This is a genomic window from Gramella sp. AN32 (assembly GCF_023718305.1).
GTDB lineage: Bacteria > Bacteroidota > Bacteroidia > Flavobacteriales > Flavobacteriaceae > Christiangramia > Christiangramia antarctica.
Map to the genome: position 1 here is coordinate 67,187 of NZ_QEYO01000011.1, position 26,330 is coordinate 93,516.

Consider the following 26,330-nt stretch of genomic DNA (forward strand, 5'->3'; position numbering starts at 1 on the left):
GATGGGAATAACATACAAATCCATGAGTTTGCATAAGATGTCCATTAAGGAATCCATAAAAAAAAGTATTTTCACGAAATATTCATCAAAGTAATTTTAACATGAAAAATCCTTTTTTTTACAACAAAATATTATTAATCGCCCTGGTGGCTTTATTTGTAAAATGCAAAGAAGCCCCCCAGGATGATACACCCTGGATAAACTTATTTGACGGAACAAGCCTAAATGGTTGGCACCAGAAGGGTGGCGATGCAGAATATACGGTTAGAGAAGGCACTATTGTAGGTAGTACTGTACATGATACACCCAATTCTTTTTTAACTACCGATAAAACATACGGGGACTTTATTTTAGAATTGGATTATAAAGTCGATTCCACTATGAATTCCGGGATTCAAATAAGAAGTAATAGTTATCCTTATTATAAAGACGGTAGAGTGCATGGATATCAGGTAGAAATTGACCCTTCCAAAAGATCCTGGAGCGGGGGAATTTATGACGAATCCCGACGTGGATGGTTGAATACCCTGGAAAACAACCCCGAAGCTCAAAAAGCTTTTAAGCAAAATGATTGGAACCATTACCGCATTGAAGCCATAGGGGATACTATTAAAACCTGGATCAATGACGTGCCGGCATCCCATCTGGTAGATGACAAGACGGCCAGTGGTTTTATTAGTCTACAAGTACATAGTATTAAACCCGACAACAATGAAGGCACAGAAATTGTCTGGAAAAACATAAGAATATTAACAGACAGTGTTTCTAAATATTCTACTAAATCGCCTATTGAACCCATCTTAACTAATAACCAATTAACCATTGACGAAAATAAAAATGGATGGAAATTATTATGGGACGGCAAAACAACAAATGGATGGCGTGGTGCTAAATTGGATAGTTTCCCTGAAAAAGGCTGGAAGATTGAAAACGGTGTTCTTAGCGTTTTAGCATCCGGCGGAGAAGAATCGACTGCTGGTGGAGATATTGTAACCACAGAGCAGTATAGCGATTTTGAATTAAAAGTTGATTTTAAATTAACACCTGGAGCCAATAGTGGAATAAAATATTATGTGGATACAAAGCTTAATAAAGGAGAGGGATCTTCTATTGGTCTGGAATATCAAATTTTAGATGACGATTTGCACCCCGATGCAAAATTAGGAAACCACGAAGGAAGCCGAACGGTTGGTTCCTTGTACGATTTGATTCAAGCCGATACCAATAAACCTATTAAACCGGTTGGGGAATGGAATACCGCCCATATTATTTCTAATAACAACCATGTGGAGCATTGGCTAAATGGCGTGAAAATATTGGAATACGAAAGGAAGAGTGACGTATACAAAAAACTGGTGTCTGAAAGTAAATATGCCAAATGGCCAAATTTTGGCGAATTAGATAAGGGTGAAATATTACTGCAGGATCATGGAGATCTTGTATCCTTCAAAAACATAAAAATTCGTCCTCTTAACAATAATCAGTAAACAGCAATTATAATGAGTTCAAACAGAAGAAATTTTATAAAAAAGACAGCCTTGGGCGCAGTAGGAGCTACTTTCGCCTCCACCAGTATAAATGCCATGACAGCTAAAAGCTATTCTAAAATAATAGGCGCGAATGACAGGATAAATATTGCTCTTCAGGGATTAGGGAGAAGGTATGGTGCATACATACCGGCAATTGCAGACCAAAAAAACAATGTGGAACTAAGCTATTTATGCGATGTCATGAAAAGCCAGCGGGAGAAAGCTGCATTAGCCGTTTCTGAAAAAATTAGTAATAAGCCCAAACTCGAAAATGATATCAGGAATATACTCAACGACAAAAATGTAGATGCCATATTCATGGCAACACCAGACCACTGGCACGCTCCCGGTGCCTGTATGGCCATGCAAGCTGGTAAACACGTTTATTTAGAAAAACCATGTAGCCATAACCTGGAAGAAGGCGAATTACTTATCGCTTATCAAAAAAAATACAACAAGGTGGTACAAATGGGGAATCAACAACGTTCCTCATTGCAATCCCAAGAGATCATAAAGGACATTCATAACGGAGTTATTGGAGATGTATATAATGCTATTGCCTTTTACACCAGTAAAAGAGGCCGTGTTCCTAATCAGGTACAAGCTCCTCCACCTGAAGGTTTAGACTGGGATCTCTTCCAGGGCCCAGCTCCGAGAAGAGCTTATACCCACGACACCTGGAATTATAACTGGCACTGGTATGGTTGGGATTATGGTACTGCCGAAATGGGAAACAATGCTACCCATGAACTGGATATTGCACGTTGGGCTTTAGATGTAAAATATCCTGAACACGTAGAGGTTAAAGCAGGAAAATTCCATTATAAAGATGATGGCTGGGAAATGTATGATACGATGGAAGCTACTTTTCGTTTTGCCGGTAACAGGACTATTCAATGGGATGGGCGCAGTAGAAATGGATATGACAAATATGGTGCAGGACGGGGCACCCTTATTTATGGTTCCAACGGCTCTGTTTTTATAGATAGGGATGGTTATAAATTATATGATTTAAAAGGTGAACTTATTAAAGAAAATGTAATATCAGGCCTGGAAGATGGCAATGCCCTCGGTGGCGGTGGCGGTCTCTCTGGAGCACATACGCTAAACTTTTTTGATGCCATAAGGGGAAAAGCAGAATTAACCTCTCCTATTGAGGAAGGTGCTATCAGTCAAACCTTAACACATTACGCTAATATTGCGTCAAGGATAGACCAGTCCTTTGAAGTTGACGAAAATAATGGACGTATTTACAACAGGGACGCCATGAAATTATGGTCCAGAACTTACGAACCCGGTTGGGAAATTAAACCTGTTTAAATTAAAATACATTGTACCTTTAATGTCCAAAAATTTCACATGAAAAGAAGAGAATTTATTATCAAAGGCTCCATAGCATCTGCAGCGATCACAACATCTGCAACAGCCATGGCCAATGTGCTTGATTTTAAAAATGCCCATGGAACTCTAAATATTGGAGTTATTGGTACCGGTGATAGAGGAACCGGCCTTACTTCAAATATTAATACCATAGATAATTTTAATGTAATTGCCTGCTGTGATATTTTACCTTTTAGATTAGAAAATGGTTTAAAAACTGTTAAGGGTAAAGCAAAAGCTTATAGTGATTATCGTAAATTATTAGAGAATAAAGATGTTGACGCGGTATTGGTCACCACTCCTTTTAATACACATTCACAAATAGCAATTGATGCAATTGATGCCGGTAAACATGTGTATTGTGAAAAAACAATGGCTAAAGGTTATGATGGTATAGAAAACCTTGCAAAAAAGGTACAAGAATTCAGCAGCACTATTTTTCAGACCGGTCATCAATATCATAGTTCCAGATTGTATACCCATGTTGTAGACCTTATAAAAGAGGGAAAAATAGGAAAAATCGCTGCTTTTGAATGCCAGTGGAACAGGCATGGAAATTGGAGACGCCCCGTTCCCAGCCCGGAATTGGAAAAAATTATAAACTGGAGAATGTATCGCGAATTTTCGGGAGGGTTGGCTGCAGAACTCTGTTCCCATCAAATAGATTTTACCAACTGGGTATTAGACGAAACTCCAAACCAGGTTATGGGGACTGGCGGTATAGATTACTGGAAAGATGGTCGTGAGACCTACGATAATATTCATTTAATCTACAGCTATCCCAGTGGAGTAGACGCTAAATTTACTTGTTTAACCAGCAATGCCAAAGATGGATATCAAATAAAAGTCATGGGAGATAAGGGTACCATTATCTTAGATTATTCTAAAGCCTGGTTTTATCCTGAAGGCGGTAATAAAAAAGAATTAGGCATTGTTGACGGTGTCTCCGGGGCTACGGTTAAATGGGATAAAGGGCTGGGCATTCCTATTTCAGTTCCTCATAAAGAACCTAGCCTACAAGCTTTAATAGATTTTAGGGACAATATCATTAATAACAGAAGGCCTATATCCGATATTAAAACTGGGGCGAATACAGCCATATGTATTCAAATGGGATTAGATGCCATGTATAATAATGAAATTATTAAAAGTCCCGCATTTTATTAATGCTCCATTAAAATAAATTCTGATTTCCCGGTTTTGTGTTTGTAATTACTTTAACCAGTTATACTCAGATTTTTCATTATGCTGAACTTGTTTCAGCATGAGGAAAATCTTCTAAAAAATACGTCAATTTTCTACACTAGATAATTTTTTTTATCACGGGTCTCAGGAGGACGAGATGATTAAATGGGAAATTGAAAACCTAAAAGCACCTATAGAATCCATTCAAATTAAACAAAAAAACAATTCATTATAAATTTTAATGATGAGGCCGGCTACTTTTCTTTTTCTAATAAAATTATGCATTCCATAATCTGGCAGATAATGCCTGAGAAGCTGGTTTCTATTCATATTTAATATTTGAAAAAAGAATCCGCGTGGAATTATCAAATATCCGGCTATCATCGTGCTGGCCATGGTATCGCTATATGAAAATGTTCACTATAGATAATGAGCTTTAATTTAATCCTGATACTTTTTTGTCTTTAAAACATGAAAATTTAATTAGTTTAGCAATAAATGTTTATGGCAATTAAATGAAACTTCACTTTTTAGACAGATCCAGTCGTAATTATAGTTCACTCAAAGTCACGCATGACCATGATCGTTCATTCTTAAGAATGTGGCATTACCATCAGGAACTTGAATTAGTGATCATCCTTAAAAGTACAGGAACCCGCTTTGTAGGAGACAGTATTGAAAAATTTCAACCCGGAGAGGTTGTGCTGTTAGGTGAAAATCTACCACATATGTGGTTAAATGATGCTGAATACTATAATGAGAATTCCAAGTTAAAAGCAGAGGCCATCGCTGTTCATTTTAAAGTTGATTTTCTGGGGGCTGATTTTTTTAAGGCTCCCGAATTAGACAATATCGCCAACCTGTTACACAGGTCAAGACAAGGTTTATTATTTCCTGATCTGGACAAGAAAATCAAGAAAAAAATAAAGAAAATACTATCTGTACAGGGTGTAGATAGAATAACGGGGATCATTCAGGTGTTAGATTTACTTTCAGAACAAAATGAATATACCTATTTAGCAAGTCAAGGTTTTGCAAACTCTTTTGATCAGAAAGACTCTAATAACCTTAGAAAAGTCTATGAATATATTTTCAAAAATTTTAATGGATCTATTGGTTTAAACCAGGTCGCCGAGGTTGCTCAAATGAATCCATCTGCCTTTAGCAGGTTCTTCAAAAAAGTTCATAATAAACCATTTACGAGGTATTTAAATGAAATAAGAATCGGCTATGCCTGTAAACTTTTAATAGAAGAAAAGCATAAAATGATCACCATATGTTTCGATGCTGGCTTTAATAATCTTTCAAATTTTAATCGGCAATTCAAATTAATCCGGGGGATGTCCCCTACCGAATTTATGAAGTTTTATAAGGAAAAAGCTTCGAAAATAAAGAAGCAGAGCAAAAAAAGTATTAGTCTTTAACCTTCAGTGCATAGATTTTAAGTATATCAGAAACTACTTTTGGTATCCTAATTCTTAACAAATGCATGATAATATTCTAATCACAGATATCGTAGTGAAAGATGTCCGCTTTCCTACCAGTAAATCACTTGATGGATCAGATGCCATGAATCCAGATCCTGATTATTCCGCAGCTTATGTCATTCTAAAAACGGATCATCCCAAAGGTTTAGAAGGTCATGGCCTTACTTTTACCATTGGTAGGGGCAATGAATTATGCGTGGCGGCCATACATTCTTTAGAACACCTAATTAAGGGCAAAACATTGGAATCTTTTACCAAAGACATGGGAAGTTTCTGGAAAATGATAACAGGAGATAGCCAGTTGCGATGGTTAGGTCCGGAAAAAGGTGTTATCCACCTGGCCACCGCTGCCTTGGTGAATGCGGTATGGGATTTATATGCTAAAGTCGAAGAAAAACCATTATGGAAGCTGCTGGCAGATATGTCTCCGGAAGAATTAATTTCATGTATAGATTTCACCTATATAACGGATGCCATTACGCCGCAGGAAGCACTGGAACTTCTAAAAGCTAATGAATCAACTAAACAGGAACGTATCGATAATTTACTGAAAGAGGGTTATCCTGCATATACTACCTCTGCGGGTTGGTTGGGATATTCAGATACGAAAATGAGAAAACTATGCCGGGAGGCTAAAGAATTAGGTTTCAAACATATGAAAATTAAGGTTGGATCAGATCTTCAGGATGATATAAGAAGAGCGACTATCATAAGAGAAGAAATAGGAGATGATCTTCACCTGATGATGGATGCCAATCAAAAATGGGACGTTGATGAAGCTATTGCCAACATGGCTGAATTAGGCCAGTTCAAACCTTTATGGATTGAAGAACCTACAAGCCCTGATGATATCCTAGGTCATGCTAAAATTGCCAAAGCCGTATCACCAATAAAGGTGGCCACGGGGGAACATTGCCAGAATAGAGTTATTTTTAAACAACTCATGCAGGCAGATGCCATGGGAATTTGTCAGATAGATAGTTGTAGAGTTGGTGGTGTAAATGAAATTCTTGCCATTCTATTAATGGCTGCTAAATTCAAAATTCCGGTGTGTCCTCACGCTGGTGGTGTTGGTTTATGCGAATATGTTCAGCACCTATCTATGATAGATTATATTGCTATAAGTGCAGATAAAGAGGACAGGATCATTGAATATGTAGATCATTTACACGAACATTTCCTGGATCCTGTAAAGATCCAGAATGGAGCCTATATGCCACCAAAAATGGCTGGTTATAGTATCACTATGAAAGAAGAGTCTATAGATGATTACAGCTTTCCTGAGGGAAAAATGTGGAAAGAACAGGAAACTACTATTAATTAAAATACATTACAATGAAGTTTAGTTTAAGTGAGAAGTCTGCAATCATTACCGGAGGCGCAAGTGGAATTGGAAAAGCAATTTCAAAAACCTTTGCACAGCAAGGGGCCACTGTACATATATTAGACTTCAATGAAGATAATGGACGCGAGGCTGTAAAAGAACTGGAAGCGAATAACCACAAAGCCTTCTTTTATCTCTGCGATATTTCCAATACGGCAGAAACGGAAAAAATATTCGATTCTATTGCGGAAAAAGGTCCTATAGATATCCTTATTAATAATGCCGGGATTGCACATGTTGGTAATATTGAAAATACTTCAGAATCTGATTTAGATAAATTATATGCCGTAAACATTAAAGGTGTTTATAATTGCATTAAACCTGCACTCAAATCAATGAAAACTACCGGAGGGGTTATCTTGAACCTTGCCTCCATCGCTTCCTCTGTGGGAATTTCAGACCGTTTCGCCTATTCTATGACGAAAGGAGCGGTATTGACCATGACCTACTCTATTGCCAAAGATTATCTGGATTATAATATACGATGTAATTGCATTTCTCCTGCCAGGGTCCATACGCCATTTGTAGATAATTTTATTTCTAAAAATTATCCGGGAGAGGAAAAGGAAACTTTTGAGAAATTATCAAAAACGCAACCAATAGGACGTATGGGAAAACCTGCAGAAATTGCAGATCTCGCACTGTTCTTATGCTCAGATGAAGCCGGATTTATTACCGGTTCCAATTATGCGATAGATGGTGGGTTTGTAACTTTAAACGGATAAAAATTAAGGCTAAACCTTAGCCATACAGTAACAAAATTGAGTTCTCCTTAATTGGGAATTACAATTTATAAATTAATAATTATGAAATTAATACGATTTGGAGAGCCGGGAAAAGAAAAGCCCGGAATAGAATTAGATTGTGGAAAGAAAATAGATGCTTCCAAATTTGGAGGGGATTATAATGAAGAATTCTTTGCCAATGACGGATTGAAAAAACTGGAAATCTGGTTAAACAGAAATGCCAACGAAAGTCCTATCATACCAGAAAACAGCCGTATTGCTTCTCCGGTATGCCGCCCTTCAAAATTAATTTGTGTGGGGTTAAATTATGCCAAACATGCCGAAGAAAGCGGAGCGGAAGTTCCAAAAGAACCGGTGCTGTTCTTTAAAGCTACCACGGCCATTACCGGACCCTTTGACGAGGTAGTCATTCCAAAGGGCAGCGAAAAAACCGACTGGGAAGTAGAACTGGCCATTGTAATTGGCAAAAAAGCTTCTTATGTTAGTAAGGAAGATGCAAGCGATCATATAGCTGGATATTTACTTCATAATGATGTTTCTGAAAGGGCTTACCAGATCGAACAGGGTGGCCAATGGTGTAAAGGAAAAGGTTGTGATACTTTTGCTCCTCTTGGACCGTATATGGTAACCAAAGACGAGGTTAAAGATCCTAATAACTTAAGGCTTTGGTTAGACCTTAACGGCGAAAGATTACAGGACTCCACTACTTCAGATTTTATATTTAAAGTGGAAGAAGTGGTATCTTACATTAGCCAATTCATGACCTTATTACCTGGTGATATCATTTCTACCGGAACTCCGGCAGGTGTTGGTCTTGGCTTTAAACCCCCTAGATATTTGAAACCTGGTGATGTCATGGAACTGGGAATAGACGGCTTGGGAACTTCTAAACAAACAGCAGTTGCTTACAAATAAATGCAAATAGACGCTCATCAACATTTCTGGAAATTTGATCCTGTACGTGATGCATGGATCGATGATTCCATGCGCGTTCTACAAAAGGATTTTTTACCCGAAGATTTGATTCCGCTCTTACAAGCAAATCAAATTGATGGTTGCATTGCGGTTCAGGCCGATCAGTCTGAAGAGGAAACCCAGTTCTTACTGAAGCTTGCTGAAAAGTATTCAGAAATTAAGGCAGTGGTGGGCTGGATTGATCTTTTAAATCTCAAAGTGGAAGACCGACTTGCTTATTTTTCAGAATTTAAAAAATTAAAAGGCTTTCGACATATAGTGCAGGCTGAACCCAAGGGATTTATGTTGACCCCAGAATTTCAGAATGGTTTATCCAAACTTGCAAAATTTGGATTTATATATGAAATTCTGGTGTATGCACACCAACTACCCGATGCCATTGAAATAGTGCAAAAACATCCGGAAATTACTTTTTTACTGGATCATTTAGGGAAGCCTAATGTGAAAACTAAGGAAATAGAGTTATGGCAAAAGAATATATCCCAGCTCGCTCAATTTCCGAATGTACATTGTAAAATATCTGGGTTAATTACTGAAGCTGATTGGAGTTCCTGGACATACGAACAATTTGTACCTTATTTAGATATAATAACTAAAGAATTTGGACCAGATCGTATGCTTTTTGGATCAGATTGGCCGGTCTGTTTAGTCGCCGGAGAGTATGAAGCCACTGTTGATCTTGTGAAAAATTACATTTCAAAATTTTCAGCAGAAGAACAAGCGAGCATCATGAGCAAAAATGCTGTTGAATTATATAATTTAAAATAATATGGATTTAAAACTGCAAAATAAAGTTATAATAGTAACTGGCGGTTCCAAGGGTATTGGTAACGGCATATGCAATTTGCTGGCAGAAGAAGGAGCCATTCCAGTTATTATAGGCCGGAATAAAGAAAATGTGCTGGATGCTGTAAAAAGGATTGAAGAAAAAGGAGGTAAGGCATACCATGCTTTTGCAGAACTTACAAATCCACAGGATTGTATTGATGCCGTAGCTCGAACTGCTGAAAAGTTTGGAAGGATAGATGGGGTAGTAAATAATGCGGGAGTAAATGATTCCATTGGATTAGAAAAAGGAAACTACGAAGATTTTATGGTATCTATCCAGCGTAACCTGGCGCATTACTATTTAATAACTCAGGAAGCACTTCCCTATCTTAAAGAAAATAAAGGATCGGTTGTTAATATAGGTTCCAAAAGTGCATTCACTGGTCAGGGAGGAACTTCTGGTTATGCAGCGGCCAATGGCGGGCGAAATGCTCTTACGCGAGAATGGGCCGTAGAACTTCTACCCTATAGCATTAGAGTAAATGCAGTTATTGTCGCTGAATGCTTTACTCCATTATATAAAAAATGGATCAATACATTTCCCGAACCTGAAAAAAAATTAAATAATATTACCAGTAAAATACCCTTGGAACAAAGGATGACCTCCACGGAGGAAATTGCGAATATGGTAGCCTTTTTATTGTCATCAAAATCCAGCCATACCACAGGACAACAAATTTTTGTAGATGGTGGTTACACCCATTTAGACAGAGCTTTAACTTAAAAAGAACATGAATAAAACGACCCCCAAGAAAACCTCTCCAGTAGTATCGAAAAAGGTATTACTACCATTTATTCTCATCACTTCCCTTTTTATGTTCTGGGGTTTTGCCAATGCCGTAACCGATCCCATGGTACAGGCATTTAAAAAAGTTTTAGAACTATCAAATTCAGAAGCAGCCTGGGTACAGATGGCCTTTTATGGAGGATACTTCTCCATGGCTTTACCTGCCGCATTATTTGTTAGAAAATACTCCTATAAAACAGGAGTTCTAATAGGTTTAGCTTTATATGCTGTGGGAGCCTTATTATTTTATCCGGCTGCAATTACTGAACAATTCTGGTTTTTTTGCCTTGGTCTTTATGTACTCACCTTTGGCCTCGCTTTTTTAGAAACTACAGCCAACCCATATATTCTTGCAATGGGCGCGAAGGAAACTGCCACGCAACGCCTTAATCTTGCACAGGCTTTTAATCCTGTGGGACTTCTATTAGGACTTTTGGTAGCTCAGCAATTCGTACTTAAAAACCTCCAATCTGATGATATCGAAAATTATAGTGCTTTATCTGAAGCTAAAAAAGCATTGATCCGTACTTCAGACCTATTGGTTATTCGCGATCCGTACGTCATTTTAGGCCTGGTAATGCTAATGGTTTTTTTACTCATTGTATTTAGCAGGATGCCACAAACAAAAAAAGGTACAGAAAATAACACCCTCCTAACTACCTTTAAAGACCTGGTTGAAAACAAAAAATACATCATAGGGGTTTTTGCCCAGGTTCTATATGTTGGCGCACAAATTATGGCCTGGACCTATATTTACCAATACGCCGAAGCCATTAATATAAGTAGTACAAATGCCGCCAATTATCAGTTTATTGCATTTATCTTATTCTTATTTGGGCGCGCAGTTGGCACTTATATGTTAAGGTATATGAGTTCCGGTAAGCTCTTAATGTATTTTGGCTTCTTGGCAATCCTCTTTAGTTTAGGAACTATTTTTATTCAAGGGGAATTAGGTCTGTATTGTTTAGTGGGAATCTCGTTTGCAATGTCGCCCATGTTTCCCACAATTTATGCAATTGCTTTAGAAGGCCTAGAAGAAGAAGATTCTAAGATTGGAGCTGCCGGCCTGGTCATGGCAATTGTGGGCGGAGCATTAATGCCTAAAATACAGGGAATGTTGATAGACCTTGGAGGTAAAGATGTAAATGATATTACAATATTAGGGGTCACAGAGGTGAACTTCTCCTTTATATTACCTCTACTATGCTTTATTTTTATTTCATACTACGGACTTTATATTCGAAAACGTCATACTTTTTAATATGAGACTTAAACGCTATACACTGGCATTAGATTTAATTGATGATTCAGAATTGATTGGAAAATATAAAGACGCTCATAAGAAAGTATGGCCTGAGGTCATCAAGAGCATAAAGGATTCTGGAATTGAAAATATGGAAATCTACAATATAGGAAACAGGCTCTTTATGATTATGGAAGTAAATCCTTCCTTTTCTTTTGAAAATAAAGAAAAAATGGATAATGAAAGCCCCACGGTTCAGGAATGGGAAGCGCTGATGTCTAAATACCAGAAAAAACTTCCTTTTGCTGATAATGGAGAAAAATGGGTGCTTATGGATAGCATTTTTAAACTCTAGGCAATAATCTAAGCTATTACAGAAGTTATGCGTGAAGGAAAAAAAATAGAATTCAATTCAAAATATCCGTCCATAGAGGATTTGAGAAAGAAGGCAAGAACCCGGGTTCCAAAATTTGCCATGGAATATCTCGATGGTGGTTGTAATGAAGATATTAATCTACATAAGAACACTTCCAAAATAAGGGAAGTGGAACTCTCCCCTTATTATTTAAGTAAACATACTGCTTCCATCATGAAGACCGAACTTTTTGGTCATACCTATGATGCTCCTTTTGGAATTGCGCCTGTGGGTTTACAGGGACTCATGTGGCCTAAAGCTCCGGAAATTCTTGCTAAAGCTGCCTTTGATCACAACATTCCTTTTATCTTAAGTACGGTAACTACCACCAGTATAGAGCGAGCTGCAGAAATTACAGAAGGAAACGCCTGGTTTCAGCTATACCACCCTACAGAAGATCGTTTGCGGGATGATATCATTAAACGTGCGGAGGCTGCTAGATGTCCGGTACTGGTAATTCTTTGTGATGTTCCTACGTTTGGTTTTAGGCCGCGGGATATAAGAAATGGTTTGGCCATGCCTCCAAAAATGTCACTAAACAACATTCTTCAAATCCTAAAAAGACCCCAATGGGCTGCTGAAACTTTAATTAATGGACAACCCAATTTTGAAACCTTAAAGCCTTATATGCCAAAAAATCTGGATTTAAGACAGCTGGGGAAATTCATGGATGAGACGTTTTCCGGAAGGTTGAATGAAGAAAAAATTAAGCCTATTCGCGATATGTGGAAAGGAAAATTAGTATTAAAAGGGGTAGCGAATGAGGCGGATGCCGAAAAAGCAGTTCGATTAGGATTGGATGGCATTATTGTTTCAAACCATGGAGGCAGGCAACTCGATGCCGGTGAATCTTCTATTAAACCGCTCACTAGGATCGCAGAAAAGTATGGAGATCAAATCACTGTAATGATGGATAGTGGTTTAAGATCCGGACCAGATATTGCCCGGACCTTAGCGAAAGGGGCCGAATTTACATTTATGGGAAGATCCTTTATGTACGGAGTATCTGCCCTAGGTAAAAAAGGCGGTGATCATACCATTTCTTTACTGAAGACGCAACTCCAACAGGTGATGGAACAGGTATGTTGTGAAAACGTAAAAGATTTCCCGAATCACCTTATAAAATAATTATGTAAGGTTTTAGGAAATCTTTTTCCGCCCTGTTTATTTTTCAAGAAATTACTTGATTAGTTTTCTACTTCTACACGCAATGGATTTTTCATAATCAATGCCTGCTTCTTCAGCATTGCATCCCAATCATTTAAATTTGAAACCTGACCACTTTTATCCCAGGCGAAACCTGCATAATAAGTTATCTTGTTTTCGGGATTAGTGATTACCAAAAGATTACTCTGATCGGGAATTTCAGCTTTTCTGGCAAAAGCAGAATCTATGATAGTTGGGTTTAATACGAGCCCCTCTCCTACAAAAGAACTATCTATTTCTTCCCAGTGACGAATCCAACCCTCTTCTTCATTAATAGCGTATTCTCCCTTATTGTCGTGCAATGTAATCCCTACACTATACCCCTGGATTTCTTCATCAGATTCTAAACTCACTTCAAATTTGGAAAAATTCGATCCAAGATCTAAAGTGATCTTTTTAGTTTCTTTAATATTATAAGGACCCCATGGGGCATACTCCAGTTCAAATACTGTTCTTAAAGGTCCATCGGCAATTGTCTTATAATCTGTGAAGTTTTGTGAAACATATAAACTATCATTTTCCCAGATCCCTGAACCACCGGTTCCCCTACTCCCACCTACGTGGTATGGGTCATATCCTTCACCATGATCAATGTGGTAATATCCTGGATTTTTTCCATGCTCAGCATACCATTTATCTATGATGGTCTTATCGGTTCGTTTTAGCCATAGGTCTATCCCGCTGGAAAGTGTACTTCCCGGAACGCCCGCCAGGGCTTCTTCCTGGCCGGTAGGGCCATAGGTCCTAAAGGCCACTTTATCATTTTCCCAGGTATAATCGTCTGTACGTTCTGGCACAAAACGGGAAAATGCTATAACATCACTTTCGGGTTCTTTTATCGTGCTATCTAATACAATGATATATCTGGATTTCGAATTCGCAGCAACCTCGGCCTGAAATAATAATTCTTCGGGGATACCATCCTCATCATAATCTATGGACTGAGTTCGTAGGTAACTCTCAGCACTGTCTCTTTTTATACGTAAGCTATTAAAAGTTTTTTCCTCTAAAAGGTTTTCGAATTTTTCATAAGGAATGGAAACCACCTCTTTTCTAGAAAAATCAAGGTCATTTTCAATTTCAATGGTCAGTTGTCGTTTTTCTTCGGGATTATCGCAACTTATAAAGTTTAATGTTGAAATCGCCAGAAAGAATAGATAGATATATTTGTCCTTCATATTTATATAGTTTTTAACTTTTATTATTACTAATCACCTTATATATAAGCTATTATAAAATATTTCATTTCTGAAAAAAATAGAAAAAGACATCTAAGTTATTACATACGTATAATCTTAAATGCCTTTTATCTTCACAACAAACTAAAACTAAAATTGTTTTTCAATAAATTTTATGAAGGCTAATTCAAAATAACTTTATTGATAATTAACTAGTATTCAAGTTTTCTGTCCTATCGCATACTGCACACGATTAACCAAATGGAGGTATTCCAAAAAACATCCATTTTTTTTCAATTTAAAAGAAACTACGCAAACAACTGATAAAGTATAGATCATATAGTATAATTTAAATGTCATTTACACCATTTTAAGCTTAGACATTTCTCAACTGGGCCTAATGGCTTATTTTTATGAGTTATGTTATTATCATTTTTTAATGAATGAAGGTGCCTGGAAGAGTTCTAATTCAAATTGAAAGCTGTCAGAAATATTCAGATCTTGGTAAAAATAGAGAGGCTGTTTTTAAGAAAACAGCCTCTCTTTAAGATCTATATTACTCTATTTAAACTGCCACTACCACCCTGGATTTTGTACTAAATTTGTATTTATTACTAATTCATTTATTGGTAAGGGCCATAAATAATTCTTATGACTGTAAGGCCTATTGCTTACTGGGTCAATGATCAAGGCCTTCACTGGTCCTACTCCAGACGGATAATCATTTACAAAGCCGTAAATGGCAGTTGCCGGATCAAAAAGTGAAGCGTCATTTTCATATTCAGTTCCTTCAATTACGTATCCCACCAGGTCTTTATTAATTAAATCTACTGCTACATCCCATCTGCGTATATCATTCCAGTGGTTGTTATCTTCCATATAAAGCTCAACCGTTCTTTCTCTTCTTATTTCCTCCAGCATATCCAGGTTATTTTCAGCAACCAGGGCATTGGTTAAAGGAGCAATATTCGCTCTGTCCCTGATTATATTTACAGATATATCTAAATCAGCGTCGGAAATGGCTCCATCACGCTCATACAACGCTTCTGCATAGGTGAGCAATATTTCGGCATATCTTAGATGAGGATAGTTATAAGCTTCAGTTCTCACAGCTCTATAACCATTCCAGGTAGTAAACTTTTGATTGGATAAATTAGAATTATTGACATTTGAAATCACTGGTATTGGAAGCGATCCATCTTCGATTACCAATTCACCAAAATTCGCCCACATCCTGCGATCCCTATTTTTAAATTGATCAGCCTGTGTAGCATAACCTTCAAATAAAGGTGACTTTTCGATAGGTAAACCGTCTAAAGTGGAATACATGTCTAAGGCTATTTGGGTAGGCGCGTTTCTACCAAAATTTATTTGGGTGAACATACTACGAATCTGATTTCCTGAATCAAAGTCAAATATAGACTGAATAATGAATTCATTATTCGAAGCCTTGGTATACCCGCCAGGATTTGAATCTGGCCCTTCGAGTGTAAATAACCATTTATATGAATTATTATTCATACTCGGGTCATCGTTTTTATTCCATATTTCAAATTGACCACTATCCATTACAGCTTTTGCCGTTGTGACCGCTTCTGCTATATAAGCTGCAGAATTTAAATCGGTTTCAGAACCATCAAAATCAGTAACGGTACCTACATATTTCTCCCAGGTACCTTCAAATAAAAGAACTCGTGCTTTATAAGCTACAGCAGCAATGCTGCTGATTTTTCCAAGATCAGAACCTGTTGCTGTTTCTGGTAAATCTGCAATAGCCAACTCTAAATCTGCAAGAACCTGCTCTACAACTTCATATCTACTATTTCTCGGAGCGAATAAAACTTCCGAATCTACATTAGTTACTTCTGTAACAATAGGTACACCTCCAAAACGCTTTAATAATCTAAAATGGTGATATGCCCTGAAAAAATATGCGGTTGCAACAGATTCACTAATATCATCCATACTACCTCCATCAGCAACATATTCATCAGCTTTTTGAAGCAGTAAGTTTATATCTCTAAGATATGTATATGCATTATTCCAGTAAAGATCGGTATCTGTAGGGGTATTAATTCCCTGCCCATAATCCTGGAAATACCCACTCAATTCAGTTCCATAGTCGGTAATCATATCAAAACCATCTCCGCCAGTTGATTGTGGAGAATGCAGACCTCTATAAAAATTATTAGAAGCATCAACAAAATTTTGAGGTTCATCAAAATACACCTGTTCAGTCACACTATCCAGATCATTTAGATCTAGAAATTCATCCTCGCAGCTTACCAATAATAAGACTGCAGAAAATAAGATTATTATTCTTTTCATTTGTATATTATTTATATTAATAAATATTCGCTTTCTTTTTTTCTAAAACGCCACATTAACACCAATTGCCACAGTACGTTGAAAGGGATATATTGATCTTTGGATATTCGCATCGCTTTCAGCTAAAGTGTTTGCGGCCTCAGGATCATAACCATCCACTAAAGAGCTGAACTCAAATAGATCATTTCCTGAGAAATACACTCGTATTTTATCCATCTTTAGTCTATCTAATAGTGAAGAAGGCAATGTATATCCTACTACAAGCGTTTTAAGTCGTAGATATCTATTATCCTGTGCAAAAACATCAGTATCTCCCCAGTTCCATCGGGCAAGATTCCTCTGGGCGGTTAATCTAGGATATGTAGCACTCGTATTTTCTGGCGTCCAGGTTAAACCATTATAAGCGATTGTCTGGTTTGGCCATGGTACAAAGAATGGGTATGCATTTACCCCACTTCTAATAACCGTTTGCTCCAGTGCACCCTGGAAGAACGCAGTAAAATCAAATCCTTTATATTTGGCTCCCATATTGATACCAAAAACATAGTGAGGTTGCGCATCTCCTGCAAACTTCACATCACCCTGCCCTTTTTCATTATCTGGATTTTGATCATTAATTACACCATTCCCATCTAAATCTACTTTTCTTGTATCCCCTACTCGCAATCCAGAGGCTCCAGTAGGAACTTCGGAACCTGAGACAGCATATTGTGCTATATAAGCATCTACTTCTTCTTGCGTTTGAAACAAACCGTCTGTTTCCCACACAAAATACGAGTTTAATGGATAACCTTCAACCGTTTCACGCAAACCTGCTTGTATTGAATTTCCTCCTTCAAGGTCTACCAGTATGTTATTACTGTCACTCATATTTACACCTATATTATATGAGAAATTCTCCTTTTGATCTCTCCAGTTTAATGTAGCCTCCCAACCAGTGGTTTCTAAATTTCCACTATTCGTTTTCGGTGCTCTAGCTCCTAAAACTTCCGGATAGGTTACATTTACCAACATTCCATTATTCTCTCTTTCATAAGTATCGAAAGATCCAAAAAGCCTATTGTTAAAAAATGCGAAATCAATACCTATATTTTTGAGCACAACATTTTCCCAGGTTCTTGAGGTAGTCGTTAAACCATCAATAAAAGCTGTAGCGCTTAAGGTTCCCGATTGACCAAAAAGTTCCTGACCGGTACCTATGGTAGAAACATAATCGTAAGGTCCTATCCCCACCTGGTTTCCACTAGAACCAATACTAGCCCTAATCTTTAAATTACTTAAAGCCTCAAAATTTTCCAAGAATTTCTCCTTATGGATATTCCAACCCACAGAGACACTTCCATAGTTATTAAATTTAAATCCAGGAGCAAATCTTGAAGATCCATCTCGCCTACCAACTAACTCAACTAAGTATTTTTCATTAAAGTCATAATTAATTCTTGTTAAATAAGAATATAGTCCTGAGTGTTGTTGGCCACCTTCAGTTTCCTGCACACCTGTGGCAACATCTAAATCATATACCCCTTCGTTAACTAAACCAAATCTTCTTCCCAATACCGATTGAAACTCATTTCTCTCGGCGGTTAAACCTACCATAGCTTTAATGTTATGGACACCTAAACTTTTCTCATAGTTCAAAAACCCACCATACGTTTCATATGATTTGGTAATAGCACGGGTTTCAATATTTGGATTTTGATTTATAGCATTCTCTAATTCACCATTCCAATTATATAATGGCACATTTAAAGTAGTAATATCACGTCTACTATTTATATGGTTGTAGGTTGCAACTGCATTCGCGCTGAAACCATATCCAATATCATAGTCCAAATTTACAGACACTTTGGCTATATTCTCTTCAAAATTATCTCTACCACCATCTACTGTACCAGCTATTGAATTGGTATTTCCTATACCAAAATTCGCGTACCATTGCCCCTGTGGATTTTGTGAAGGAAATACAGGTGCATCCTGAGAAACTAAGGCCCTTCCAAAAGATGATGAAGGGCTCGAGGTTATATTTTTTTGGAGTGAAATGTTAGTACCCAAATTTAATTTTTCAGTAATATCAAAATCAGTGTTCAACCTTACAGAATACTGTTTTATACCGTCATAAGCAGTTTTCAAAGCACCTTTAGATTCAGAATGGCCAAAAGATAATCTGTATCTTGCTTGTTCTGAACTTCCAGAAAGACTTAAACTTTGTTGTTGACCGGTGTTAGATCCGTACAATTCAGTAAAACGATCAGCTGGTGCCATGTATACGAGTCCATCATACCCCCAAACGGCAGGTGCTGTTTGAAAAAATCCAGATTCGCCAGCTGCTATAGACCGTACAGTTTCTTCTCCCCAGTTCCAATAATTAGGAACTACATCCTGCTCTGCTGCATCTAACCATAGTTGTCCATATTGTTCGTAAGATGGTAGTGGTGGCCTTGGTCCAAGGAAATTCATTCTAAGCATAGAATTAAATTCAACTTTCATTTTCCCTTTACCTTTTTTAGTGGTTACCAGAATAACACCATTGGCCGCCCTGGAACCATATATGGAGGCAGAACCATCTTTAAGAACACTAATAGATGAAATATCATCCGGATTCATTCTGTAAAACTCACTATTATCAAAAGCTGGTGCTCCATCGATTACTATTAATGGACTTCCTCCGTTCACTGAAGTAGCTCCCCTAATTTGTAAAGCAACATTTTCATTACCGGGTCTGGAGGAATTTCTATTCACCACTAATCCAGGCGTTTGCCCTTGTAATGCTAATGCAACGTTTGTAACGGCACGATCTTCAAAGGTTTCAGATGTTATTTGGTCTACTGCACCTGTTAATGTTTCCTTTTTAGAGGTACCATAACCTACCACCACCACTTCATCCAAAGTACTTAAATTGGTCTGCAGGGCAACGTTTATCACTGTATTTCCGGCTACCGGTACTTCCTGAGTTGTAAAGCCTGTATAACTGAATACCAGAACGGCATCGCTGGAGGGTACTTCTATAGAATAGTTACCATCAAAATCGGTTGTAGTTCCCACACTTGATGATCCTTTTACTACTATATTAACTCCCGGTAGAGGCATATCATCATCGGCAGAGGTTATAGTACCCGAAATTGTGATTTCCTGTTGATCTATTATGAGTTCTTCTGTTACTCTTAAATTCTCTGCAGTAGCTTGAAAACTGGAAAATGGTAAACCTACCATGAGCGCCAGCAATAACTTTGGCTTCCAGAAGCATTTATTAAGTCTATTTGATAGATACATAAGATATTTATTTTGTTTCATATTTAATTTCAAATTAACGGTAAAGAAAAAAGCAATTCTTACGGTTCAATTCGGTTCAAAATCTATTTTTAATAATTTACTGGTCATGATTAATTCAATTAGTTAGTTTTCTCAATCGTTGTAGTATCTCAAATGTTAAGATTCTGTAAACAATATTAAAAATTATTCCACTTAGAGAGTTTAAACTATGAATCTATGATTATAAATTACAACCCATTTAGTTATAAATACGAAATATAAACGCACTGTATATCAATATTGAAAGCAATATTGAAGAAAAAAATACTAAACACCTACTTATTCAAAAGAAATATTAGAATGTTAATTTTTAACATTTATAATTAATGGTATTTTAACTTTTTCCAACCGAATTAGAATAGATATTTTCAGATATAAAACTTAAGAATGGTATTTTTACAGGTATATCACCCTGGCTGTGGTTCAAATTAAAAGAGTTAAGGGGACCTGAAAAGAGACAATTTCTATCCAACGAATTCGAAAAAAATTTGAATTAATGAACTGAATGATAAATGGATATAAGTTTCAGTGCATTGCCTCTTAAATTAGACTTTTAAGAATGGGCAAAATTAATCTTGAAATTAAGAAGTAGGATACTTAATTTTGAATTGGTCGGGTAAATAGTCATTTGTAGAAATACGTGAAAATTTTAATTGACAAAAAAAATCACATATCCAATACCTCTATTTTATAGAGTTTCTATTTGATTACAATCACAAAAAAAACAATTGAGAATATTCTCAATTGCCTTTTTTATAGGTCACTTCTTTAAATTAGGAATGCCTGGTTAAGGCATTTTACTAATCTGGACATAGTACGCTCCTAATTTTTCATTCGATTCTAAATTAAACCAGGTTTGGAGTTTAGTTTCTCCTTCCTTTAATTTAACCTGGAATTCAACATACTCCTGACCTGGGTCCACTTCTTTAGAAAGCACCTGATCCTGAATCTCAATCTTAGCTTTATTAATGCTTAACACTTTACTCTCCACACTCTTTTTTACCGTAGTTCCGGGTAAAGCCGGCCTTATGGGAGCTTTAGCATTTAAGGCTAAACCGGTTTCTTCGGGCCAGCGCCTTAATTTGAAAGTATAGGTGCCACTTTCAGCTACCCTTATCAACCAATATCCATTGTCAATATATCCAAACCTAATATGTCTTTGGTGCCATGGGCTTGCAATCCTTTCTGTATGCCAGTCATGACCAAATACAGTTGTAGGATTTTCTGCCTCATCGCCTATAATAATATAGGGTTGAGCTTCGTAGCTTGGGGATATTTCTTTCCACCAATTGTCATAAGCTTTTTTAAATTCAATCATCTTTTCAGGATGCTGGGCTGCAATATTATTTCTTTGCTCTGGATCTGTATCTAAACTATAAAGTTCTTTCCCATTAATGACCCTCCAGTCACCCTGCATGAACGCTGTACGTCTCCAAGGTTCCGGATTTTCAATTCGCTGTGAGTTTGTAATGATAACCCGATCCTCAAATTTTTCTTTCCCTTTTTCATCTTTAATTAAAGGTACAAGGCTTGTACCATCAAAATCCAGATCTTTTTTTAGTTCTAATCCGCATAATTCTACCAAGGTGGGTAGTATATCATAATGTGCCGTTAGTTCATTGATATCTTTACCCACAGTAATTCCCCCATCTTTCCAGTGTATAAACAACGGCACGCGATGTCCGCCTTCGTACATGCTTGCTTTTACACCACGCATTCCCGCGTTATAGCCGTTGGCGATAAATCCATCCAATCTATCTCCACCTTCTTCGATTTTCGCACCCGAGGCGGTTCCATTATCTGTTGTGAAAATTAAGATTGTGTTATCCATCAATTTTGAAGCCTCCAAATAGTCTACGAGTTTTCCTATGTTCTCATCAACATTCGCAATTAAACCGTAAAAAGCTGCATTCGGGATATTTTCATTGTCTTTATATGGATCTGAATATTTCTCATCAACGAAATATGGCGAATGCGCCGCATTGGTAGATAGATAACAGAAAAAAGGTTTGTCCTTATTCTCTTCAATATATGCCTTAGCATTTTCGAACCAGATATCGGTACAAAAGCCGTTATACTTTTCCAGTTCACCATTGTGCCAGTAAGTATCATCAAAATAATCGTTATCCCAATAATCCATGGTTTGCTCAATACCCCCACCACCGTGAACTAAAACTTCGTCAAAACCTTTATCCTGTGGGCGGAAAGGATAATTATCTCCCAGATGCCATTTTCCGAAGATACCAGTAGCATATCCATTATCTTTAAAAACCTGCGCCATGGTCGTTTCTCTTTCCAGAATTAAAGATCGGCCGTTAACGGTATGCCATACCCCTGTTCTATTAGAATGACGGCCCGTTAGAATTGCTGCTCTGGTTGGAGCGCAGGTAGGAGATACGTGATATTGTGTGAATCTGGCACTAACATCATGTAAAGCGTCAATATTAGGTGTTTTGATATGTTCATTTCCAAGGCTGGCAATATCTCCGTAACCCTGATCATCAACCATGATAAGAATTACATTTGGTTTTTCTTTTAAACCGCTTATCTCTTTTTTCTTGGCTACTGAGCTGCAACTCGACACCAACAGACTTAATGCTATTAATACTAAATGGAAAGTGTTATTCTTAATATTTCTAATCATCATTCAATTATAAAAAATTATAGCGATTACTTAATTTTAATACCCTGCAGAAATATTAGATTCCACCGATATATTGATAAGGATCTCCTGATATAATTAATCAGGTAGATCCTTAAGTTCTTATACAACTGATGGTATTTTAAATTTTTAAATTATTGTTTAATAATCTTTACAGTTTCCTGTGTATTACTGCCTGATAAACGGATTAAATATATCCCTTTTTTGATGCCAGACATATCTATAATGAAGGGATTCTTTGCATTCTTAATTTCACCCTGTGCTATTACTCCCCCAGACAGATTAATGATTTCATAGTGATCATATTGAGTTGAAGTTTGATTAATATTCAACTGGTCTACTACAGGATTAGGATACGCATTTACTAAGTTACTTTCAGAAGATTGCTTTTCAGACGAAATGCTTTCAGATTGTTGCTTTCCAACCGGATCTGGCACTAACACAAACTGAAACCTGGTATAGCTACCCGTGCCAGTTGTCACCATTAAATTGCCTTCTCCAAATGCCTGAAGGTTCGGATTCGATTTATCCTGTGTTTTAACCCAATAAATTCCTTCCCGGTATTCTACAAACTGCCATCTAGTTAATGAAGTAGATTCGTCGGTATTTGTCATGATTGCATTTGTCTTATCAGATGCTAATCTTGCCAGATCTGTGCTACCATTACTTTCCAGATAAAAGTATCCCTCTACATCACTCTTTTTTACCACCCATTCCACATTAGAACCTGTGGCATCTAAAGAGGTAGTGTATGGCAAAGGATCTCCGTTCGCTGCTACTTTACTATTCCATCTTGGGCTAATGATATGATACGTTCTACCCGGACGTGGTTCGAATTCAGAGGGAATATCAATTGCAACAGACTTAAACTTAGCAGTAGCCAGCTTCGTCTTATTGCCAGAGGAAACATACATTCCCATATACAGTGTGTCATTCATGGATATTTCAGTTTCGCCTACAACTGTCCATTCCAATCCATCTACAGATACAGAAACGGTAAATGTATCGAGCATTCGTTCTAAACGTATCCAGTTTGGTTTTTCATTTTCAATACTAAGTTCTTCATAAGGCTCTCCATTCATGGTTCTGGTTCTAAATAGTGCTCCCTTTGTTTCAGTAGCACCAATCATGGCAAATTTAGATTGGTCGCTTTCAACATCTTCACGAATCATTAATCCGGCGATAGACCACGGGTGAATTGATTCAAAAGAATCTAGTTTAGCTATAATAGTAGCATCTCCTGTCACCTCCTGGTAAACGAAATGGTATTCGTCCTTAATTTTATTTTGATGATTTCCAGCACCGCTTAATGTGAAAGTTCCTCCAAAATCTGTAGCTGCTCCTTGAGATTTCTCAATACCTATATCTATATTCTGCCAGGGAGCTACTAACGCACCATCGCAATTATTAGCTGCAATAGTATTGTTTGTACCGTTATCAAAGATAGGTCCACAAGAAAGTCCGGTTACACCTGAAGTTTCTTCGGAAAGTTCAATAGGATATTCCGTATAATTTTTTAGGGTGAAGTTTGATGCTGAAAAATTATTTTGATGTGGAAGATTCCCATATAACAAACGAATATTGTTCTTATCTCCTCCAACCTTGATTTTCAAGCCTTGTTCCACCGCTTCTGAAGAACCATGAAGTGTAATTTCATGGCCACTGCCGCCAATGTATGCCACAGATCCAGAACCATTATAATAAGGTACACTTGAAGGAAGGATCTCAATATTCGCATTGTAATTTCTATCTGATTCATATGTTGAAGTATAAACAGGTCCATACGTGCAATCGGCTTTACAATTCACGACATCTCCAGAGCCTAGGGAAAATCCGTTTTCGCAACCTATGGCGGTAGTTCCCTCAACATACTTTTTCCCGGTAGCATGTGCTACTGTTACTCCCGTTCTCATATTTTTTACAACACAGTTCAGGATGGTAGGATTAGAAGTTCCTCTTTGGAAAAATTTGCCATCTACAATAGTTTGTCCGGCATTATAGGCACGTATTCCTGCCTCCCCGGTACTTAGCATATATCCAGCGGGAAGTCTATAGCCCCAAACGGTCATAAAATCAACCTCATCTGCCGGAGAGCCTGTTCCTTCTTCTTTTAGCATGTCATCTGTAGATCGCATCTCTCCTTCCACGTAACACCCTTCAATAAGCGGGTTAGATGCAGCCTGCATAAAAATTGCATGGCCGTAAGACCTGTGGATAATTGAACAGTCTTTTATATGGTTGCTTTCCCCTCTTACCAGGAGCGCACTGTGCTTATTATGCCTTATTACCGGGCCGCCGCCCTTTCCGAAGGCATCCCCATATCCATACGGAAAGGATCCCCTTACCGTCATATGGATACCTTCTAACCTGTTCGCACGTCCATCTACCACAATACTGGTTGCACGATGTGCGGGTCTTGTATTTCCTATATCTTCAATCGTCAAATTTTTGAGGACATTTTCACTACCGGTAATATGTAGCTCATAAACATCCTTCCTCCCGAAAGCTTGAAGAATTTCAGTATCTATTTCAAATATCACATCTGTAAAATCATAAACACTTTTATTCCCCTTAAAGGCAAAAAGCCGGCGTACATTATCCCAGGTTTCACTAGTACTGCCAATACGACCTTCAGTTACGTCTGCCGCAGTAATAGAGTAAGTTCCCGGAGCCAGTTTTACATGAACATTATCATCATCCAGATAAGGTTCTAATTCTTCTAATGAATTCACAATAATTTGAGCCTGTACGCCAATGCCTAATGAAACAAACAATATGACAAGCCAAAATTTAGTTAGAGCGTCATTCATCCGTTTCAGTTTTTTTGTAGAATTATATTCCATAATTTGGTTTTAGGTAAAGATTAATTTTATTTTAATTCAGTTATTTAATCATCTAAAGATCGAATGATCTGGCAACAGCCAGACATTAAGGAGGTTGTGATACAGTGCAATACTCAAAGCTTAATGAATTCTGAAATACACCCCTTTACGGATTTTTAAATTTATCATCCTTATTATTACCAATTTCTTTATTTTATTAATAGAAGGTTTTAATTATTAAACCATTTTATATAAATAATAACCCAATTCTATGATTTCCAGATGCAAATCCTTAAAATCAGCTCAGTTTGGAAATTTTCTTCGTTAGATTATTTCTGTTTTAACTTTTCGGAATAATAAAAAAGGAAAGATTCGCTAGACTATGTTTCCTAAATATTGACGAAATATGATCTGGAATGAGCCAGATTTTTAAACTTTACGGTAAAAAATTCGATTGAAAGGAAACTTTTCTAATTCAGGTTTTCTTAAGCCCTAAGATTTTGAATAAGCTTGGACATAATTATAATACACTGCCCCCCTCCATGTTACCATCAGAATTATTGTTATTACAAAGAATAATTTTATTAAATATGTGCTTTTTATTTTTACAAGATTTATAAGAACGAGAGTCCATTCTCCATATTATTAATTATATAATCGTTTCATTTATAAGTTTTAACCAACTCATCTTTGGTATTGCTTCTTTTAAGGTTTTATCCAGTTATTTTCATATTATTTAAATTACTATTGCAATTAGTAAAATCGGCATAAAGCACTGGATATATCCGTAAAATCTTATTTATCGTATATTCCTTATTTCGATATAATAAAGAAACCTATTTTCGAATAGTGTTCATACTATTATT

General features: G+C 37.1%; 17 protein-coding genes. 12 read left to right on the forward strand and 5 right to left on the reverse strand.

Annotated features, from left to right (window positions below; translation table 11 throughout):
• Nucleotides 1-101: 101 nt before the first annotated feature.
• The 12 genes from DHD80_RS12920 (at nt 102) to DHD80_RS12975 (ending at nt 13,087) form a co-directional block, all read left to right on the forward strand.
• Nucleotides 102-1,487 carry a DUF1080 domain-containing protein gene (locus DHD80_RS12920; RefSeq protein ID WP_251741747.1) on the forward strand — a complete coding sequence of 462 codons (1,386 nt, stop codon included), beginning with the start codon at nt 102-104 and terminating at the stop codon, nt 1,485-1,487.
• Between the two features lie 12 nt (nt 1,488-1,499).
• Complete coding sequence (locus DHD80_RS12925) at nt 1,500-2,849, forward strand: Gfo/Idh/MocA family oxidoreductase (protein ID WP_251741748.1); 1,350 nt, start codon at nt 1,500-1,502, stop codon at nt 2,847-2,849.
• 39 nt (nt 2,850-2,888) lie between these two features.
• Nucleotides 2,889-4,076 carry a Gfo/Idh/MocA family oxidoreductase gene (locus DHD80_RS12930; protein WP_251741749.1) on the forward strand — a complete coding sequence of 396 codons (1,188 nt, stop codon included), beginning with the start codon at nt 2,889-2,891 and terminating at the stop codon, nt 4,074-4,076.
• A 533-nt stretch (nt 4,077-4,609) separates the two neighbouring features.
• A complete protein-coding gene (locus tag DHD80_RS12935) occupies nt 4,610-5,518 on the forward strand; it encodes an AraC family transcriptional regulator (protein WP_251741750.1) in 909 nt (302 codons plus the stop codon).
• A gap of 61 nt (nt 5,519-5,579) precedes the next feature.
• A complete protein-coding gene (locus DHD80_RS12940) occupies nt 5,580-6,905 on the forward strand; it encodes an L-fuconate dehydratase (RefSeq protein WP_251741751.1) in 1,326 nt (441 codons plus the stop codon).
• 11 nt (nt 6,906-6,916) lie between these two features.
• Nucleotides 6,917-7,690, forward strand: coding sequence for a glucose 1-dehydrogenase (locus DHD80_RS12945; RefSeq protein ID WP_251741753.1), 774 nt, complete (start codon nt 6,917-6,919; stop codon nt 7,688-7,690).
• An 81-nt stretch (nt 7,691-7,771) separates the two neighbouring features.
• Complete coding sequence (locus tag DHD80_RS12950) at nt 7,772-8,626, forward strand: fumarylacetoacetate hydrolase family protein (protein ID WP_251741755.1); 855 nt, start codon at nt 7,772-7,774, stop codon at nt 8,624-8,626.
• On the forward strand, nt 8,627-9,454 hold the full coding sequence (locus DHD80_RS12955) for an amidohydrolase family protein (protein ID WP_251741756.1): 828 nt from the start codon (nt 8,627-8,629) through the stop codon (nt 9,452-9,454).
• A 1-nt stretch (nt 9,455) separates the two neighbouring features.
• Entirely contained in the window at nt 9,456-10,238 is a 783-nt protein-coding gene (locus tag DHD80_RS12960; RefSeq protein WP_251741758.1) for an SDR family oxidoreductase, read from the forward strand.
• A gap of 7 nt (nt 10,239-10,245) precedes the next feature.
• Entirely contained in the window at nt 10,246-11,562 is a 1,317-nt protein-coding gene (fucP, locus tag DHD80_RS12965; RefSeq protein ID WP_251741759.1) for an L-fucose:H+ symporter permease, read from the forward strand.
• Between the two features lies 1 nt (nt 11,563).
• The gene (locus DHD80_RS12970) at nt 11,564-11,899 is read left to right on the forward strand and encodes an L-rhamnose mutarotase (protein WP_251741761.1); all 336 of its coding nucleotides are present in this window, start codon (nt 11,564-11,566) and stop codon (nt 11,897-11,899) included.
• A gap of 27 nt (nt 11,900-11,926) precedes the next feature.
• Complete coding sequence (locus DHD80_RS12975) at nt 11,927-13,087, forward strand: alpha-hydroxy acid oxidase (RefSeq protein ID WP_251741763.1); 1,161 nt, start codon at nt 11,927-11,929, stop codon at nt 13,085-13,087.
• A gap of 59 nt (nt 13,088-13,146) precedes the next feature.
• On the opposite strand, the gene DHD80_RS12980 is transcribed toward DHD80_RS12975, so the two are convergent.
• The 5 genes from DHD80_RS12980 to DHD80_RS13000 form a co-directional block, all read right to left on the reverse strand.
• A complete protein-coding gene (locus tag DHD80_RS12980) occupies nt 13,147-14,343 on the reverse strand; it encodes a DUF4861 family protein (RefSeq protein WP_251741765.1) in 1,197 nt (398 codons plus the stop codon).
• A 576-nt stretch (nt 14,344-14,919) separates the two neighbouring features.
• Nucleotides 14,920-16,671: a RagB/SusD family nutrient uptake outer membrane protein gene (locus DHD80_RS12985; protein ID WP_251741767.1), complete on the reverse strand. Its 1,752-nt coding sequence runs from the start codon at nt 16,669-16,671 to the stop codon at nt 14,920-14,922.
• Nucleotides 16,672-16,713: 42 nt separating this feature from the next.
• Complete coding sequence (locus tag DHD80_RS12990) at nt 16,714-19,941, reverse strand: SusC/RagA family TonB-linked outer membrane protein (protein ID WP_251741769.1); 3,228 nt, start codon at nt 19,939-19,941, stop codon at nt 16,714-16,716.
• Between the two features lie 826 nt (nt 19,942-20,767).
• Complete coding sequence (locus DHD80_RS12995; RefSeq protein ID WP_251741770.1) at nt 20,768-22,627, reverse strand: arylsulfatase; 1,860 nt, start codon at nt 22,625-22,627, stop codon at nt 20,768-20,770.
• A 149-nt stretch (nt 22,628-22,776) separates the two neighbouring features.
• Nucleotides 22,777-25,485 carry a T9SS type A sorting domain-containing protein gene (locus DHD80_RS13000; RefSeq protein WP_251741772.1) on the reverse strand — a complete coding sequence of 903 codons (2,709 nt, stop codon included), beginning with the start codon at nt 25,483-25,485 and terminating at the stop codon, nt 22,777-22,779.
• Nucleotides 25,486-26,330 lie beyond the last annotated feature (845 nt).